This window comes from Paenibacillus sinopodophylli, assembly GCF_005930355.1.
Lineage (GTDB): Bacteria > Bacillota > Bacilli > Paenibacillales > Paenibacillaceae > Pristimantibacillus > Pristimantibacillus sinopodophylli.
Map to the genome: position 1 here is coordinate 334,977 of NZ_VDBO01000004.1, position 18,111 is coordinate 353,087.

Annotated in this window: 14 protein-coding genes; 5 read left to right on the plus strand and 9 right to left on the minus strand. The window is 46.5% G+C overall.

The features are described 5' to 3' along the window. Window positions 1-41 precede the first annotated feature (41 nt). Both FGT79_RS18595 and FGT79_RS18600 read right to left on the minus strand, forming a co-directional pair. On the minus strand, window positions 42-971 hold the full coding sequence (locus tag FGT79_RS18595) for a response regulator (RefSeq protein WP_138754318.1): 930 nt from the start codon (window positions 969-971) through the stop codon (window positions 42-44). Next, complete coding sequence (locus FGT79_RS18600) at window positions 968-2,791, minus strand: histidine kinase (protein ID WP_171056317.1); 1,824 nt, start codon at window positions 2,789-2,791, stop codon at window positions 968-970. Before FGT79_RS18600 ends, FGT79_RS18595 begins: the two co-directional genes overlap by 4 nt. 207 nt (window positions 2,792-2,998) lie before the next feature. Here FGT79_RS18600 and FGT79_RS18605 point away from each other — a divergent pair, with 207 nt between their 5' ends. The 3 genes from FGT79_RS18605 (at window position 2,999) to FGT79_RS18615 (ending at window position 5,664) form a co-directional block, all read left to right on the plus strand. Then, window positions 2,999-3,976: a phosphotransferase gene (locus tag FGT79_RS18605; protein WP_138754320.1), complete on the plus strand. Its 978-nt coding sequence runs from the start codon at window positions 2,999-3,001 to the stop codon at window positions 3,974-3,976. Between the two features lie 138 nt (window positions 3,977-4,114). Next, on the plus strand, window positions 4,115-4,396 hold the full coding sequence (locus FGT79_RS18610; RefSeq protein ID WP_138754321.1) for an ArsR/SmtB family transcription factor: 282 nt from the start codon (window positions 4,115-4,117) through the stop codon (window positions 4,394-4,396). Window positions 4,397-4,467: 71 nt separating this feature from the next. After that, window positions 4,468-5,664 carry an MFS transporter gene (locus FGT79_RS18615; RefSeq protein WP_138754322.1) on the plus strand — a complete coding sequence of 399 codons (1,197 nt, stop codon included), beginning with the start codon at window positions 4,468-4,470 and terminating at the stop codon, window positions 5,662-5,664. A 56-nt stretch (window positions 5,665-5,720) separates the two neighbouring features. Here FGT79_RS18615 and tyrS read toward each other — a convergent pair whose 3' ends face one another. Then, on the minus strand, window positions 5,721-7,010 hold the full coding sequence (gene tyrS, locus FGT79_RS18620) for a tyrosine--tRNA ligase (RefSeq protein ID WP_138754323.1): 1,290 nt from the start codon (window positions 7,008-7,010) through the stop codon (window positions 5,721-5,723). Between the two features lie 248 nt (window positions 7,011-7,258). Here tyrS and FGT79_RS18625 point away from each other — a divergent pair, with 248 nt between their 5' ends. Then, a complete protein-coding gene (locus tag FGT79_RS18625; protein ID WP_138754324.1) occupies window positions 7,259-8,047 on the plus strand; it encodes a hypothetical protein in 789 nt (262 codons plus the stop codon). Between the two features lie 37 nt (window positions 8,048-8,084). Here the strand turns inward: FGT79_RS18625 and FGT79_RS18630 are convergent, their stop codons facing one another. The 4 genes from FGT79_RS18630 to FGT79_RS18645 all read right to left on the minus strand — a co-directional run bounded on the left by FGT79_RS18630 (window position 8,085) and on the right by FGT79_RS18645 (window position 14,751). Beyond that, window positions 8,085-8,327, minus strand: coding sequence for a hypothetical protein (locus FGT79_RS18630; protein ID WP_138754325.1), 243 nt, complete (start codon window positions 8,325-8,327; stop codon window positions 8,085-8,087). A gap of 97 nt (window positions 8,328-8,424) precedes the next feature. Continuing rightward, a complete protein-coding gene (thrC, locus tag FGT79_RS18635; RefSeq protein ID WP_138754326.1) occupies window positions 8,425-9,822 on the minus strand; it encodes a threonine synthase in 1,398 nt (465 codons plus the stop codon). A 156-nt stretch (window positions 9,823-9,978) separates the two neighbouring features. Further along, window positions 9,979-13,701: an S-layer homology domain-containing protein gene (locus FGT79_RS18640; protein WP_138754327.1), complete on the minus strand. Its 3,723-nt coding sequence runs from the start codon at window positions 13,699-13,701 to the stop codon at window positions 9,979-9,981. A 390-nt stretch (window positions 13,702-14,091) separates the two neighbouring features. After that, the gene (locus tag FGT79_RS18645; RefSeq protein ID WP_138754328.1) at window positions 14,092-14,751 is read right to left on the minus strand and encodes a pentapeptide repeat-containing protein; all 660 of its coding nucleotides are present in this window, start codon (window positions 14,749-14,751) and stop codon (window positions 14,092-14,094) included. Between the two features lie 262 nt (window positions 14,752-15,013). Between FGT79_RS18645 and FGT79_RS18650 the strand changes: the two genes are divergently transcribed. Further along, on the plus strand, window positions 15,014-16,279 hold the full coding sequence (locus FGT79_RS18650; protein WP_138754329.1) for a DUF3895 domain-containing protein: 1,266 nt from the start codon (window positions 15,014-15,016) through the stop codon (window positions 16,277-16,279). Window positions 16,280-16,287: 8 nt separating this feature from the next. Here FGT79_RS18650 and FGT79_RS18655 read toward each other — a convergent pair whose 3' ends face one another. Beyond that, window positions 16,288-17,130 carry a carbohydrate ABC transporter permease gene (locus FGT79_RS18655; RefSeq protein ID WP_138754330.1) on the minus strand — a complete coding sequence of 281 codons (843 nt, stop codon included), beginning with the start codon at window positions 17,128-17,130 and terminating at the stop codon, window positions 16,288-16,290. 15 nt (window positions 17,131-17,145) lie between these two features. Then, window positions 17,146-18,027 (minus strand): carbohydrate ABC transporter permease, encoded by an 882-nt coding sequence (locus FGT79_RS18660; RefSeq protein ID WP_138754331.1) that lies wholly within the window; start codon window positions 18,025-18,027, stop codon window positions 17,146-17,148. Window positions 18,028-18,111: the final 84 nt, after the last annotated feature.

Here is an 18,111-nt window from a genome sequence, read left to right on the forward strand (position 1 = left end):
GCGAGTTCATTTACGTATAGAAAAGGATATGAGCTAATGGCTTAGAGTATTTTTTTCATCTCATAGTATTTCACTTTTCTCTCATCGCCGCAGTCACTATAGAACTGAATTAGAATATTCAATGCATTGTCGAACCTTACCTCGTAAGGCTGCTGTACACTTAACGTCCATGAATAAAGCTTACTTTCAAACAGCATGCCTTTGTACAGCTCTACCATTTGCTCCAGCATTTCTATTCTACTCTTATCAGCATGATATGTTTCACTGAGGTTATCGAAATCGAGCAAGTCCATTTTAATGTCTTCGATGTCGATCCAAATGTTTCCAAGTCTACTCTTGATCAAATGATGGATTCCCAAAGCGTCGAGCCGTTTTTTCAAGTTATATTGTGTCGTATATAAGTTTGTATAACCTTTCTCCATCTCCAAATTGGGCCACAAGTCATTAATGATTCGTTCTCTGGACACGTACTTGCCGTTCATGCAAAGCAAATAAGCAAACAACTCTTCCGTTTTTTTGGTTCGCCAATTGTCATCGATTAATTTCCCATCGATAAATACGGCAAAATCGCCAAAACACTTGATCTCCATTTTATATCCCATGATGCTATTGCTTCTGATCTTTTTTATTTTTTCCAGGGTGACATAAAGCTGTTCGAATTTCACCGGCTTAACGAGGAAATCCAACGCTTTTGTTTCCAGCGTATCTGTAACATAAGCATGATATGCAGATGTAAAAACGAAATCCATATCCGGTCTTTTTTTGAACATCATCCCGAGCAAGGTTATACCGTCGATCTCTGGCATTTCAATATCTAGAAAAGCAAGATCGGGCTGTATGCTGCTCACTTCCTCTAGGGCTGCTGCAGGATCATCATACATCGCAATGACTTCGACATCGGCGATTTTCTCCAACTTTCTCTTCAAGTTCTGCAGCGCATAATATTCGTCATCTACAATAATAACTCTCATGAATGCTCCTTAATGGGTACGACAAAACGAACCTCAGCTCCTTTACCCTTCTCGCTACCGATTTGAAGTTGCGTTCCATACTCGGCCATAAGCCGTGCATTTATATTGGCAAGCCCAATTCCCTTGCCCGGCGAGTAATCAAGCAGCTTATGTTTGTCCGCGTCTGCAATACCAACGCCGTCGTCTTCCACCGCGATCAAGCAGCCCGGCTCAAGCTCTTTAACCCTGATCGTAACTGTTCCAACCATTTTCCTCTTACGTATTCCGTGTTTAATTGCATTTTCTACTAAGGGTTGAATAACAAAACGCGGCACCTTCAACTTAATTTCTGGATCAATATCATAGTTGACTACTATTTTGTTCGGGAATCGAGCTTGCTCAATGCGGACATAAAATTGGACTGCATCCAGCTCCTCATGAATAGAAATAAATCTCTCCGAATTGCTGTAATCAAATATATTTCTGAGATAATGGGATAAATCGTTGACCAAGCTACCCGCTTTATCTTTGTTTTCAGCAATTACCCCCTCAATTACATTCAAGGTGTTGTGAACAAAATGCGGATCCATTTGTGCCCGTATGAAAGCCAGCTCGAACTGCCTGGATTGGATTTCGGAATTTTCAAATAGAATTTGATTGCGTTGCTTCTCTGCATGTAACATATTGATAATTTCTGCGAGAGATAGGGCAAACGCGATAGCGGAGGCACACGAAAGAAAAAATAAGTAATAAATCATGATGTAACTTTGAGGCAGCACTCCGAAAACCATCGAATAAAACAGGATGACCGATACAAAACACAAGAGCCAAGCCGTTACAAGCTGTGGCGAACGAATGGTTTTGTTCCATATTCCTTTGAACATAATAATAAAATACAATACAAATACGATAGAGGATGCGGCCGCACCGAATGCTCCCAGCTCTTTACTGACGAAAAAAAACAGCAATAATGTGATGGGAAAGTATGCGATAAGCAGCCTTAAACAAAAATCGATCTTGGGAGACCTAGTTCGGGTCTGAAAAATCGATCTCATAAAAATGGTGATAGCAAGCGACATGAGAATACCGATGCCTGTGGAATATTCCACAATCCAATAAGCGTACTTGAAGCCCGTGATGTTCAAAAGTCCCGTCATTGCTGCGTTCCACAACAAGGTGGTGAGCACATAAAAACAGTATTTTATAAACGTTTTGTTTTTTATGGCTAAGCCCGTAACCAAATTATAAAAAAACAATGCCGTCAAAACACCGAAGAAGATACCGCCTGCCCAGACATTGATCATGCTTGTTTTCCTAAATTGATCGTCATTTACGACCTGGGCAATAAAGTTCTGTCCGTATAACGATTGGCTTGTCATATATATGTACTGATTATGATCAAAGTGAGGGGGAATTCTGAATGCGGGATATACATAGCCGATCTCATCGGAACTGCTCTTATATGCGTACCCGAAATGCTTTATTTCATACTTGTTACTTGTCGGCATGTAAATCGTTACATCTTCAAAAAGAGGGTTATTTAGGGTAAAGTAATTGATTTCATTCGCATTATAACGGTTTATTTTTATTTTGAACCATAGACGGACTGAAGAATAGCCAACCTTGGAATAGCTGCCAGGCAGGGCTGTGAATTGATCGCCGACTTTAACATCGGACAATGTCATGTTTCCTGAACTGTCTTGAAGAATCTGTATATGGATATCATCTTTGGCTTTGTTCACATCCTGAAAGTAAATGACGAAAACAAATGCGGTGCAAAGCGATATGGCTAAAAAAATAGTCATGATTTTCATTGGAAATGTAATAAATTCAGACCTCATGAACATACTCCTCAGTAAACTCGAACGGTGTCGACTCATGGTGCTATTCTATCATGGTTCCATTCACCCTTCAATCTATCATACAGGTACGGCAGACCTTTACATGTCCTCCATTCCTAAAAAACAAGTATAATCAATCGTTCCCTCTCCTGAGACTCATATTTCTGTTAGGATAATGCTAAAGAACATAACAAGGGATGATTGAACATGCTTAACATTACAACCGTGCATTCGGTTTTTCAGAAGGAAGAACTGTTCGAGTCGATAGCCAAACAGTATGACATTGGAACCCCGCTAAAGAGTCGTTTTGTCTCGAACGGCTTGAACGATACCTACGAGGTTGTGACAAACAACGGTACATTCGTTCTGCGGATATACAAGCATTTGTGGCGTAACGAAGCTGAAATTCGCTTTGAGCTGGAGCTGCTGGATGAGCTATTCAGACTGGGTTCACCTGTCTCACGTCCACTGTCTCGGAATGACGGAGAACTGATAACCCAGCTTAACGCGCCAGAAGGCATACGTTATGCTGTGTTGTTCACCTTCGCGGAAGGCAAAGGGAAGGTTGATATGGAGACGAGCCGCTCCTACGGACGCGCTGCTGCGCAGCTCCATCATGCTATGGATCAAATCGTACCTCGACATACGCGCTTTGAGCTTGATGTTCACCATCTACTCGATGAGCCGCTTCAGACGCTGCTGCCATTCCTGCAGCATCGCCCCTCTGACGCCAAGCAGCTACAAGAGATCGCATCGAGGCTAAAGACGAAGCTCACTTCCGCCTCCATTGTAGCTAGCGACTGGGGCATCTGCCACGGCGATCTGCATGGCTGGAACGTGTTCCATACCGAAGACGGCAGCTTGACCCATTTCGATTTCGATTGCTGCGGCATAGGCTGGCGCTCCTACGACATTTCTGTATTTCTATGGAACCTTGCTCAAGAAAAACAGGAAGAAGGCTTCGAGGACGAACGCTGGGATGCCTTCCTGAAAGCTTATTTAGAGGAACGTCCATTGAACGAGCATGATCTTGCCATGATCCCAGCCTTCGTTGCGATAAGGCAAATATGGCTGATCGGACTGCACACCGGACGAAGCGCAGTATGGGGCGCATGGCAAGACGATGGATATTTTGACTGGAAGCTGAAGTTTTTATTCGCATGGGTGGAGAAGCACCAGCTTTAGCCCCGTTGGAGTAAATGACGCTATTGCTCATTTGCTCCAAGACATTCCCTGTTCTTGTCTGTTTACTTTCCAAATCAGGTATGCTATCTTATTTCTACGCATATAGAAATAATGATCGTAGAAAAAGGTGAAGCCACAATGTCTGAAGATCATGCGAATGTTCGGGAAGCCGTCAAAGTGTATAAAGCGCTTGGGGAGCCCACTCGTCTCAAAATCGCTCTGCTGCTCACAGAAGAGAGAAATCTGTGCTGCTCGGATATCGGCTCCAAGCTCGAATCTGTAGCTGGCTCGACCCTATCTCACCACCTGAAGCAGTTGACCGAATGCGGATTGCTTAATCTCCGCAAGGACGGAACGTATATCTATTACAGCGTGAACCGCGAGATGGCGCAGAAATACGCGCCGTATTTGCTGGAGTAATTTTTTTGCGCAATATTTCTATATATTTAGAAATATAAAATTATTGATGTGGAGAAAGGAGCAATATCTGTATGTCTAATGTTTGGAAAATTTACATGCTGGCTATTATCAGCTTTCTAGTTGGAACCTCTGAATTCATTATTGCCGGCATTCTAGATAAAGTAGCGACTGACGTTGGTGTTTCGGTATCTGCGGCTGGTCAATTGATTACCGTTTTCTCGCTCGCCTATGCTTTCGGCACCCCTATTCTCATGGCGGTTACCGCACGTGTGGAACGACGCAGGCTGCTTCTCTATGCGCTAGGTGTATTTGCTGTCGGCAATCTGGTCGCCGTTATACTGCCTGGCTATACGTTTCTGATCATCTCACGAATCATATTGGCGCTCAGCACGGGGGTTTTTGTTGTCACTGCACTGACCGTTGCCTCTAAACTCGCTCCTGCCAGCAAGCAAGGCAGCGCGATTGCAACGCTCGTCATGGGCTTCAGCACCGCTTTGATTATTGGTGTTCCACTCGGCAGACTAGCAGCGTCCATTTATGATTGGAAGCTCATCTTTGGCGTAATCGGTCTACTAGGACTGCTTTCGATGCTTCTCATCATAACCTCCATACCCCAATCAGACGGCGAGGCACCTGTCCCGCTGCGCAATCAGCTATCCTTGCTGAAGCAGCCTAAGATTGCTATTGCGCTAACAGTAACGTTCCTATGGATTGGCGGGTATTCCATTGTGTATACGTACATTTCCCCGTTCTTGCTTTCTGTCACCAAGCTAAGTGAGCAAGGTGTCAGCATCGGGTTATTCGCCTTCGGCATCGCGAGTCTCATTGGCTCCAAGCTCGGCGGTTTCAGCACCGACAAATGGGGTGCTCCGCGAACGCTGGTAAGCGGTATGTTCTTCCATGCAGTCGCACTTGTGCTGCTAGCGCTTGCCGGAACATCACCCGTCATCGTGTTCCCGCTGCTTATGCTGTGGGCATTCACGGCCTGGTCATCAGGTCCGACGCAGCAGTACCATCTCATGACGCTCGCTCCTGAGGCTTCCGGCATTATGCTTAGTCTGAACAGCTCCGTGCTCCAACTCGGCATGGCTGCCGGGGCTGGTATCGGAGGCGTAATCGTCGAGCAAACCTCCCTCACCTCCATCACTTGGATTGGGGCAACAGGTGTCATTCTTGCAGCTGCGACAGCAGCAACGTTCTTCAGTGTATCCCATTCTCGCTCACGCCGAAAAGCTGTAGAGCGAACAGTCGTTGCTCCAGTGAAGTAATGCATCAGCAAACAAGCAGGCCGCCTATGATGGCGGCCTGCTTGTTTGTCTTGATCTTATTCGAAGCGAATAAAGAAATAATTTTTTTTGCCGCGGCGCAGTACAACAAATTTGCTGTGCAGCTTGTCGCCAGTGCCAATAACAGCCTCGGCATCCGTCTGCTTGGCTCCATTTATTGAGATCGAGCCGCTTGTAATATCTTGCTTCGCTTGGCGGCGGGATGGAGCTGCGCCGGATTCAATTAGCAAATCCATTAACGGAAGCTCGTCCCGACCGTTTATGATTGTAGTAGGCATGTCCTGCAGCGCTTCGATCAATTCCGCTTCGCTCAGTTGATTAACATCTCCTGAGAAGAACGCCTGCGTAATCTTCTCTGCGCTGTCCAGCGCTTCTTGACCATGTACAAGGCGGGTAATCTCGCGTGCGAGCTCACGCTGCGCCACTCGTTTTTCCGGATGAGCCTCAAGCTCCTGCTCCAGAGCTTCAATTTCCGCTCGGGAGAGGAACGTGAAATATTTCAGAAACTTGATCGTATCGTTATCTTCCGTGTTAATCCAGAATTGATAAAATTGGTAGGCCGATGTTTTGGAGCGATCAAGCCAGATAGCGCCAGATTCGGACTTGCCGAACTTTTTGCCATCGCTTTTGGTAACAAGCGGCATCGTCATACCGTAAGCATCCCCGCCGCCCATTTTGCCAATCAGATCAAGACCTGCAGTAATGTTGCCCCACTGGTCGCTGCCGCCAATCTGCAAGGAGCAGTTATGCTCGTGATGAAGCTTATGGAAGTCGTAGGCTTGCAGGATCATATAGCTGAACTCGGTGAAGGAGATGCCCGATGATAACCTTGAGTCAACTGAATCCTTAGCGAGCATGTAGTTCACCGTGAAGTTTTTGCCGACATCCCGTAGGAAGGTGATCACATCCAGCGGTGCAATCCAGTCGTAGTTGCTCACGAGCTTAGCTGCATTGTCAGCAGCCTCAAAGTTAAGAAAACGCGATAGCTGACGCTTCAAGCTCTCCGTCCACTGTGCTACCGTATCAGAAGTGTTAAGTGATCTTTCCGAGGAACGTCCGCTCGGATCGCCAATCAGACCAGTGCCGCCGCCTACCAGCGCTAGTGGAATATGTCCTGCCTGCTGGAAGCGTCTCAAGCATAGAATTGGCAGCAAGCTTCCGATATGAAGGCTGTCCGCCGTCGGGTCAAAGCCGCAATAAAGTACGACGCGCTCGTTTGTCAGCTTTTTATGTAATTCCTCGCGATTCGTAAACTGCTGTACTAACCCCCTGTACTCCAGATCCGCCAAAAGATCGTCTTGATTAACTACTGCTGTTTCGTTTGTCATGCAGCTCTCTCCTCTATGGTTTCATCCAGCTAGCTTCAAGCCCAAATATGGCCGAAGGTTCGCCGTTCGCGGTTAAACACTCATCCTAAAATATCATACACCGTAAAGGCCAAAATCCCAAGCATCTAAATCTAAAGAAATCCCATCAATAACCATATAAAATAGTATAATGATAGCGTATAGCATTTCCCATTAGCAAAGAATCGCGGCTCACTACTGCAAACAGAACTATGCCGGAGGAATCATGTATGAAAACACCCCAACAAGCTAAGCAAAACCGCAGCTCTTGCCTTCTGAGGCTCATCCTAATGCTCGGCATCCCCGCCTTTCTTTTCATAGCGATTATTGCATATGCCGCAGGAAGCATAATTGGCGAACTAGGCTTGTTTGACAAAAAGACAAAAGTAACTAGAACGATTATAGTTAACAGCCATGATACATTCGGTCTATATGGATACACTAGAACTGATATAAAAGGTGTTTATACAGACGGGCAACAAAAATTAAAGGAGATCCATCTGAAATCAGATGAATCTGAGGAGCTTTTTCCATTATACACGTACCAAATCACCTACACGGGCAGTCACCGTAAGGGTACTATTGAATCAGCCAGGCGCTGGGGTACGTATTTCCATAAAAAAGAATTTGAACTATGGGAAGCCGACATTTCTCATCGTAATTCACCCTACTTCAACAACATCCTGCCGAGAAAGAAAACGCTTGGCATCAACGACACCTCGCATTATCGCTGGAATGGACTCGAGCTCGAAATCAGCAGAAGCTTTCTCCGGGATCGTTATGGGCAGAAGGATCAGCAAGGCTTTGTTCTTGAAGTAGAGGGTGTACCAAAGTATTATTTTGTATGCCAATTTTTGCAAAGCGAACCCGTTGATCCCAATATTATAACATTCGATTTAGGTACCGATCCGTTTGACAATAACATGAATCCAGATTATGTCGTCATCTATAGCGAGCATCCCGGTATGAAGCTTCTTACAGAGAATAAATGGATGGTATATGATACGGTGTACGATTAATTCCTACAAAACAAATATAACTGGCACCAATTATTCGCTATTCCTTGTATCGCTTTTCAAAAATGTACCATCTTATGATCGAAATAACCGTTCCCACTACGACAGCTATAACTAACATAGCCAGTTCATCCATAAACTCTGCTCGCTTACCGACTGTAAGAAATAAGCCAATTTGGACAAAGACATAATATAGCACTAGATACATGATCCACTTGGCCGCATAGAGCACTTGACCTTTTCCCCTTGCACGCTCCCACTTACTGCGATCAAAATGATTCACGTTCTTGTTGCTCCTCTCTTTTCCAGCTTCGTCAGATCACGCCAAAAAGCTGCAATCGTAGGATTGCTCCTGCAACTGCAGCTTCTGCATACATTACTTATTTAGCGTTATAGAATGCTTCCAACTCGCTAACGATCGCAGCCAACGATCCGTCTACGCGCGTCTGGCGCTGCTCTTTGCTGAACAACGAAGCAATTTGCTCCGGGAACTGCTGCTCGATGCCGCATAGTTCGATCGCTTCATTGAACTTAGCAGGATGAGCAGTTGCAAGCGACACCGTGATTTCATTTCCATCGGCGTACTTGTCAGCCGCTGCTACACCGCATGCCGAGTGAGGATCAAGCAAATAACCATTAGCTGACTCGTATTTCTTAATCGTGCTCAAGCACTCCTCGCCCTTAACACCGTGTGCGCCAAACTCTGACTGCACCTTGCTGAGCGCTTCGCCGGAAATAATAATTTGACCCTCAGCCTTGAACTGGTCCATAAGAGTGCGGATCTGTGCCGCGTCCTCTCCCAGTACATAGTATAAGTAACGCTCGAAGTTGCTCGCCACTTGTATATCCATCGACGGGCTGTACGTGCTGCGGAAATCTCCCGGCTTGTACACGCCTTCGAGTATAAATCGCTCCAAAATATTGTTCTCATTGGTAGCTAGAATCAGCTTGCCAACAGGCAGACCCATACGTTTCGCCAAATATCCTGCGAATATATCACCAAAGTTGCCCGTCGGCACGCTAAAGTTCACGACCTTGGCATCGGTTTGCTTCACAACTTGGAAGTAGGCATAGAAATAATACACAGTCTGAGCCAAAATCCTTACGAAGTTGATGGAATTGATTGCAGCCAGCTGGTTATTCGCTTTAAAGTCAAGATCCGCGAACAGCTCCTTGATCATACGCTGGCAATCATCGAAGTTTCCATCAACGGACAGGTTAAGTACATTATCTTCCTGTACCGTCGTCATTTGAAGCTCCTGTACCTTACTCACTTTGCCATGCGGATGAAGGATGCAAATTTTAATGCCATCCTTGCCTTTAACACCTTCAATCGCCGAAGCGCCAGTATCACCGGATGTTGCTCCGAGGATATGAATTTTTTTGTTATGCTTAGCTGCTACGTACGTATATAGCTGACCCATAAATTGCAGGGCGATATCTTTGAACGCAAAGGTCGGGCCATGAAACAGCTCCAGCAAATAAAGATCATCCTTCAGCTTGCGCACCGGCGTCACTTCCGGATCACGGAAGGTGGAATAACTTGCGTACACCATGTCCTTCAGATCCTGCTCAGGAATTTCCCCGTTCGTATAATACGAGAATATGGCGAGTACCAGCTCTTGATAGTTTAGCTCCTGCCATTCTTTTAAGGTTTCAGTCGAGATGACGGGAATATCGCTTGGAACAAGCAAGCCGCCATCATTGCCAAGGCCCATCATAAACGCATCGATAAATCCTATTCTGCCAACATTACCTCTTGTACTAATGTACTCCATTTGAATATAGCCTCCTACATGCGCACCATTATCGTTATTCAGATCATATCATCGTTTTCCATAATAATCGATTCTTTTCACCACAGTATATCACTTTTATTGCCTAAAAATAAACGAAAGGCATCCAAAAACATAGGATGCCTTTCGCTGATTTCATCATTTCACAAAGTTTGCTACAATCGAAGCGATTTCTGCGCGAGTAATCTTTTCCTTCGGCCGCAGCGAGCCGTCCTCATATCCTTTAATAAGGCCAGCCTTTGTCAATGCATCAATCGCTTCCTGCGCCCAGCTTGCTACGCTCGAACGATCACTAAATGCTGATTGGCTGGTTTCGGTTGACGGAGTTAATTGATCTCCAAGTGCCCTGTACAGAATAACAAAGGCCTCTTCTCTCGTCAGCTCTTGGTTTGGCTTGAAGCTTCCGTCCTGGAATCCAGTTACGATTCCTGCTTCGGATAAACCTTTTACATATTTGCTATACCATGCCGACGATGAAATATCTCCAAAGCTGGATTCGCCTGCTGCGGTATCTAGTTTAAGCAATCTGTACATAACCGCCATATATTCCGCTCTGCTTATCTGCTTATCGGGCTGGAAGCTGCCATCAGGGAAGCCGCCCAATATGTTCTGATCAGCTAGCTTGTGAATAGCCGGGGCTGCCCAATGTCCTTCTGTGTCCACAAAATTCGTGCTCGGCACTTCGCTTGGAGCAGCCGTCGGTGATGGACTTGGCGTTACTGGTGCCGATGTTACTACCGGAGTTGTTACTACCGGAGTAGGGGTAGGCGTCGTCTCAGTAGATGGAGTCGGCGTCGGTGTCGTCTCGGTTGATGGAGTCGGTGTCGGCGTTGGCGTTGTCTCTCCGCCCGTTTCTTCCTCTTGCTCAACAGTAACAATCGAAGTGGCTGTGAATCCACCATCAGACGTAGTCGTTGTAATAATGGCAACGCCGTGTGAGACGGCAGTCACAACACCTGTGTCACTTACAGTTGCAACCGCGTCATTCGAGCTTGACCATGACAGTTCTTGATTGGCTGCATCAAGCGGCGCGATCGCAGCAGTGAGCTGCGCCTGCTCCTCTTGCTTGAGTGTAATTTCCGTTTTGTCCAAGGAAACATCCGTAACTCGGATGCCTAGGTTCTTCGCCACGATTATCCAGCTGATTTGCGGATCCGAGCTTGATGTGCCTGCATTCGCCGAACGATGAACAGTCAAATCCAGCTTGCCGTCCGTAACTGCGACTTTACTGTAACCAAGCACATCGGTTGCTGCCGTGAAGACATACCCGCTGGTCTTAACTTCCCCGTTCACAATAATGTCAGCAATCCGTTTGCCGTTCGAATATTGAGCCCACGGGTCATATAGACCGACATAAACGTCATATTCGTCATCTGCTAGATCAAAGCGATAAGAAAGATCATTTCCTGCATTGCTCGTCAAATAGCGCAAAGAAGTGAATATCGTACCGCTGCTCGTTCCTGCAGTCATCGTATTATCCCCGACATAGCCCCAAGTTTGACCATTGTCAGGATCATATTTCTGATCGATCGTTTCTCCGTTTAATACTTTTTCCTCGCCAATAAGTGCGATCATGTCCAAATAATCAGACGTTTCTGCGCCTCCAGCATTGACGAAATAAGATTCGCTTTCTGGTACAACGTACAGCTGATGCTCTATTTTTTTGTTAGCGAGCTCCGTCAGTGTACCGCTTACTTGCACAACTCCTGGATTCTGGAAGGCTGTATCGCCTACATTCCAGGTAATCGGTGTATCCTTGCTCGTTCCGTCAGACAACGTTATGTTTACCGTAGTTGGAAGCAACGGTGCTCTGCCAATAAAGGCGCTTGAAGGAAGCGTTGTATTGACAGTTACCTTACCCATGCCATCTAACAAATCAAGTGTCCATTCATCTTCCCAACGGAGTTTAATTTCATCTTCTTTGCCGAATTCGATAGGCAGCCAAATATATCTAGAGTTAGCCAGGTCGTTCTGGTTCCAGCGGTCACCCATATAAATAAACTTGCCTGCTGCCGCATCAACTGTAATCACTTGCGTGCTCTGAGAGCCGTAAGTCGTTGAACTTCCCGGTGCTACGTCGCGCATCGTTTTCCATGGTCCCATAATGTTGTCGGCAACGGTATACTTGCCTACGTTAGGAGCCCAGCCTGTTGCGCCTGAAGTAATCATGTAATATTTGCCTTGATATTTGAACAAGGCAGGAGCCTCACGCTGGGCAAGCGGGAACACACGGACATAATCTACGCCATGAACCCCTTTGTACTGCGTGTCGCGCTCCACATTGCCGTCTTTATGCCAGCCGACAACATCGGTATATTCTGGATTAAGCTTAGAGATGTAGATCGTCAAGTTCTCCTCACTCGAGTAAACCAAGTAACCTGTGCCATCATCGTCTTTGAACAGCGTCATATCTCGAGCCATGCCCGGCTGACTAGGTTGTCCGTTATCGGTTGCGCCTGCTGGAGCTTGATCCATTCGATCGCTTCTCTGATAGACGAACGGTCCGAGTGGCGAATCGCTGAGTGCATAGCCCGCTTCTGCTTTCGCGTAGTTAGCTGTAGAAGTTGTACTTGGACCATCCGTATGCATCCACATGACGTATTTTTTAGTCAAATCGTTGTAAATGACTTTCGGACGCTCGATAATCCGATCCGTGCCGATATCGTTCAGAATGTCTGCTTTGTCCGTGCGATCTGCATACAATGCAGATATAAGCGGATCATTTACGAAATCATCCGCAGAACCGATTGCAGTCAGCGCAAGTCCATGATCCTCCCAATTGTATAAATCTTTAGACGAGTAGACCCTAACTCCTCTAGCAGGCAAATAACCAAAGGTTTTATCCTCGCCATACCAGTAATAGGTTTCCGTTTGATCGTCATACATCATGCCGGCACCATGTGCTTGAATGAGTGCGCCATTCGTATCCCGCCACACAGCACCTGGCTTAAAGGACGCATTCGGCGCGTTGATCACAAGCTCCGCTACCGCATTCTTCAAAGCCGCAATTGCTGTAATAATTTGCTCCTGAACAGCAGGCTCCGTCACGTCGGCATTGCTTCCCGCAAGCGTCTGCTTCAGCGTCTTGCTTTCCTGAATAACACGACTCAGCTCAGCGAGACTATAAGTCGTATATGCTGTGTTTGCCAATTCCGCTTCAGCAGCGGCGATTTGATTATCCAACTCAGAAAGCGGGACGGTAATGTTCTGTCTAATAATTAAGTAGCTAATGAGCGGATCGTTATAATTGCTAAGCGCCGCGGTCGCAGGCCCTTGAATGCGTACATTCAACAGACCATCTGTTACGCTAAGCTTCCTGTAAGTGACAACCTTCTCGGCACCTTCCGCCCCAATTGCCAAGTCTCCTCCTGACACGTTGTTACCTTCTACTAGAAGATTAACGCTGCGTCCGCTCCACGGATTGACGAAGCCGAAGGTGATATCGTATTCACCCGCTGGAAGCTCGAAGTTATAGGCTAGAGCTTTATCTCTAACCTGTGTCCCATTATAGTATCGCGCTGAGCCTGACTTGGTCGAGCCGTTACTTACACTCGTTCCAGTTGTTGTCGTCACTAAACCCCAAGCTTTGGACGTGACCGGATCTATCCCATATACTTGCTCGGTTACAGAGCTGTATAGACCTAGCTTATCCGCACCCTCCACAGTCGCTGGCGTTGGGTCTCCTGCGTTAACGAAATAAAGAATGTAGTCGTTATCTTTTAACTCCTGCTCTGTGAATTCCTCTGATCCGGCTCCCCCCGATTCTCCGTTGTCTGCATAGGCAGGTGCCATTAATGTGAGAAACGAAGTTAACATGGTACAGCATAATACGATAGCGAGCCACTTCTTGTTCTTATACAATCTTTTTCCTCCTTCAACAGGCTTGATCGTTCACACTGAATACGCTTACAACTATGCTGATTGAACGTCTCCACGAATCATAACCAAGATGATATTCCGATTCAACTGAACAATCTGAACGACGATGAACTATAGAGAATACGCCTTATTACAGCTTCTGAAACTCCAATATGTTCACTCAGGTACGATATATTCACAAACAAAAAATGCTGTTCACACCCAGCCAAGACCATGTTGCTTCCTGTTCACTCTGCATCATTTGCCGTTCATTGCTCATGCAGAAAAAGGAGTGCATGGGAGCTCTTAGATCTCCCTAACCAACAAAAAAAGATGATGGCCTCATGCTCGCAGCCATCATCTTCGTTTCTATAAGCTGCTATTTAAAGCTGCTTATTTCGTACCGTCATCCACCACCAAGCCAAAATGTGCTGCAAACGTAATCGCCTGTGCGGGCGAGATGATGCAGCGCCGCAAATCTTCAAGCCCTGCCCCGATGGAATGAAACTCACAGCTGCTAATATCAACACCGCCGAGTTTCGTTTGCGAGAACTGTGCTTGATCAATATTAGCTTCCTTCAAATAAAATTGCGCGATCGTCATATTCGAAAGATCCGCCTTTGCAAGCGATGTTTTCTCGAATTTAACTCCCTTCGCATTCGAGAAGCGCAGCACAGCATAATCTGCATAACATTGCTCGAACCATACATTCCGAAGCGTCGAGCCTGTAATATCCATACCGAGCAGCTTGCAATTATGGAAGGATACCCGGTGCAGAATGACCTCACTCAGGTCGATATTCGATAAATCGCAGTTCACGAATCGAACGTCTGTGAACTCTGCTTTCCTCAGGCTCGTGGCACGGAACACAACATTTTGAAATACGACCCTATCGAAGCAAGGCTTGTATGCCGATTGATTATGAATGCCGCAATCTTCTATGATGCTGTCACTTATTTCATGCTCGTCCGCCCATTCATAGTCAGGCACGTCAAGCGCCGTAAGACCTTCTGGTATCTTAGGCGCATCAAGCTTCTTCTCCTTGCCGGACATCAGAACCTTCCCCTTCCTACGGTAGCCGCTTATCTAGCCGCTAACCTAAGCTACATTATATCTAATCGAAATCCAAATATGCGGGCTCATTAAATGGCAATTGTATGACAATCACTAGACTTCTTTCATCCATAACTTTAATGACTTATTAATCTGCCCCATCTATAATGAAGGAACTGATCCATTATATGAATATCAAGCCTGAGCGAGGCACTACAGCTCGTATACTAGGTTATGATCTGATCGATAAGGAGGTGGCCGCATGAAATACGAATTGTCGCTGGAGCAGCGCGACCGCATCATGGCGCAGCTAACGGAAGCGCAACGCCATTTCTTGCACCATGAGCTTGTTCGGGGCAGGAGAACGCTGTTCGCAAGACAGCTTGCGCGAAAAAAATGCCAGTTCATTCCTGAGGATGCACAGTTCGAGGATATTGAGTCCTTCATTGATGAGTGGGACTATATTGGATTCACAGACAGCGGCGAAGTATCACCGCATACCAAATGCGAATGCGGACGCTCGCTTCGCTATCAGCATCAGGTGCTCCATTTGCCGACGAACACGATCCGCTATTTCGGCATTGAGCATTTGCAGCTGCATACGGGCATTGATGCCAAAGCAATAGCCGATATTATGAAGGGCTTCGACGTGCTCGACGGCGAAATGAACGAGGTGCTGTGTAAATTTAGGGACGGCTGGCAGCTCGGACAGCACTTATTCCTTCCGCTTCCGGAAGAAGTCGAGGTGCCCTCTGATATTCAGGCTCAAATCGCTGCCGAGCTTCCACTGTTGGAACGCCAGCTCGCACGTATCCGTAGAAGGCTGCACGAGCATGATGTCGCCAATAGAAAAAAGCGGCTGGCAGCCGCTTTGACTTATTATGACGCTCCCGTACTTGAAGGCGATAACCCCGGCGAACAAGAGCCGATGAACCAGCCTGCTGCGAGCAACGATACTCCATCTCCAGTTCTTCAAACTGAGGATGAACGATCACAGGGAACGTTTCAATTCGGAGATGAGGATGTGCAGCAAGGCGCGTTCCAATTCGGTGAAGCTGATAACGGTCAGGCTGCATTTGTGTTCGAAGAATCGACTAGCGGTCAAGGTGCTTTCGTCTTCGATGAAGACAATGATAGCCAAGGGGCATTTCTCTTTGACGAGCCGGCTGTTCCTCCAGCCCTGCCGATCCATGATGCCGATGCATTCGAAGAAGCGGGCAGAAAGCTCGGAGCTGCCATGCGGCGGGAGACCGAGACAAGCAGCTCAGATGCCAAACGCTCCAGTCCTTTCTATCTACCTCCCGCTGCGCAAAGTGTCGTCTTGGACGCTATCAAATACGGGCGAATCAGCACGCTGGCAATCTCGAACTTTCTAATGGAGCAGAAGCTCGTACCGGACACGAGGATGTCTACCGGCAAGCCGGCCATCTATATCGCCGTTGCTGCTTACTTGGACAAGCTTGCAGCAACTGGGAAATGCGAGCTTGTATCCGGCAATTCCGAGGATCGCACTTATACGAGCCTTTAAGCAGTCGATTAACCTTTTACAGCCGAGCCGACGGTAAGCGCGTTCTCTACCTGCTCACTGAACAGAATGTAGATCAGCACCGTTGGCAGGCTGGCAATCGTCATTGCCGCTCCCATAGCGCCCCAATCCGTTGTGAATTGTCCTTGGAAGAACAGCAGGCCAAGCGGCAGCGTCTTCAAGCTTTCTTTCGTAATCAGAATGACAGCCATCGTGAACTCATTCCATGAGTTGAGGAAAATAAAGATGACCATCGTCGCAAGCGCAGGTTTGATGATCGGCAGCATGATGCTGAAGAATGTCCGGTAAATACTTGCGCCGTCAATACATGCAGACTCTTCCATCTCGATTGGAATGCTGCGGAAGAAGCCATAGAATACCATTGAAGCAAAAGAGATATTGAAAGCGATATAAGGTACAATCAGTGCCCCGTACGTATTGGCCAGGTTCAAGTCCCTTACTAGAATCGCAAGCGGGATCATAATAACTTGAATCGGAATAAACATACCGACAAGAATATACGTATGAGCGATTTTGCTGAACCGCCAGCGCAGCCTTGCTGCCGCATACGAGAACATAACTGCAAGAAGGATCGCCCCCGCTACCGTCGCCACCGCAACAAGCAAGCTATTCATGAAATAAGCAGGTACATTATACTTCGACCATGCCGCTACGTAATTCTCAAACCGCAAATGCAAGGGCGGGCCAAATGGGTTCGTTACAAATATTTCATTATTGTTTTTGAGAGAATAAAAGATCATCCATACGAGCGGATATACAGACAATATGGCGTACAGCCACAAAAAGATTTGCATGCTCGGGTTGTTTTTTCTAAGCTTCATCATCCAGGTCATCTGGGCACACCTCCTCTAGTATGAAATGCGTTCTCTAGCAATCAGTCGGTTAATAATGAGCGTCGCAATGAGACATTCAATAACAAGAATTGCCGCTGCAGCGCTGCCGTAACCAAACTCTCCTACTCGGAATGCAGAACGATACATGAGATAAGTGAGCGTATAGGTGGAAGTTCCTGGTCCTCCGCTTGTCATAATGTACATATTAGCGAAGGCGTTCAGCCCTCCCGTAATCGCGAACACGAGACAAAATTTGTACGTTTCCGCCATCATAGGGATGTTGATTTTTAAAATCGCCTGCAGCTTCGTCGCACCATCGATGCGGGCTGCCTCCATATATTGTTCAGGAACGGATTTCACACCCGCAAGCAATAGGGCAAAGTGATAACCCATGTACTGCCAAGCGTTCACGAACGCAATAGCGATAATCGCCGACTTGCTGCTCGTAAGCCAATCCTGCTTGTATTCAAGCCCAAGTATTTCGAATATTTTGTTGATCAGTCCATATTCGCCGTTATAAATGGACAGCCATAGCTGACAAACGACTGTAATGGAAAGCACCACCGGAATAAAAAAGCTAATACGCAAAATTTTACGACCCTTGATCTTCGCATCCGCAACCGCAAAAGCAAGAATCGAACCGATTCCGATCTGAGTTACCGTAATGATGATCGCGAAGATAAGACCATTCTTAACGGAAGTGAAAAACAAGCTGTCTTGGAACAATCTCGTATAATTGTCGAACCAAATAAAAGTGCCTTCCGTAAGTCCATCCCACTCATACATACTGCGAAAGAACGTCTGGACGATCGGATAAAATACCATTACGGTGTATAAGAGGAGAGCAGGCAATATAAACAAAAGTATCGCTGTCTTGTTCCCCAGAAATTTGTTCATTTCATCACTTCCTCTGCAAGTCTGACGATCTATTCCATGCCGTGTTTTGCCATAAGAGAGCTAGAACTCACTCCGCTAGTTTCT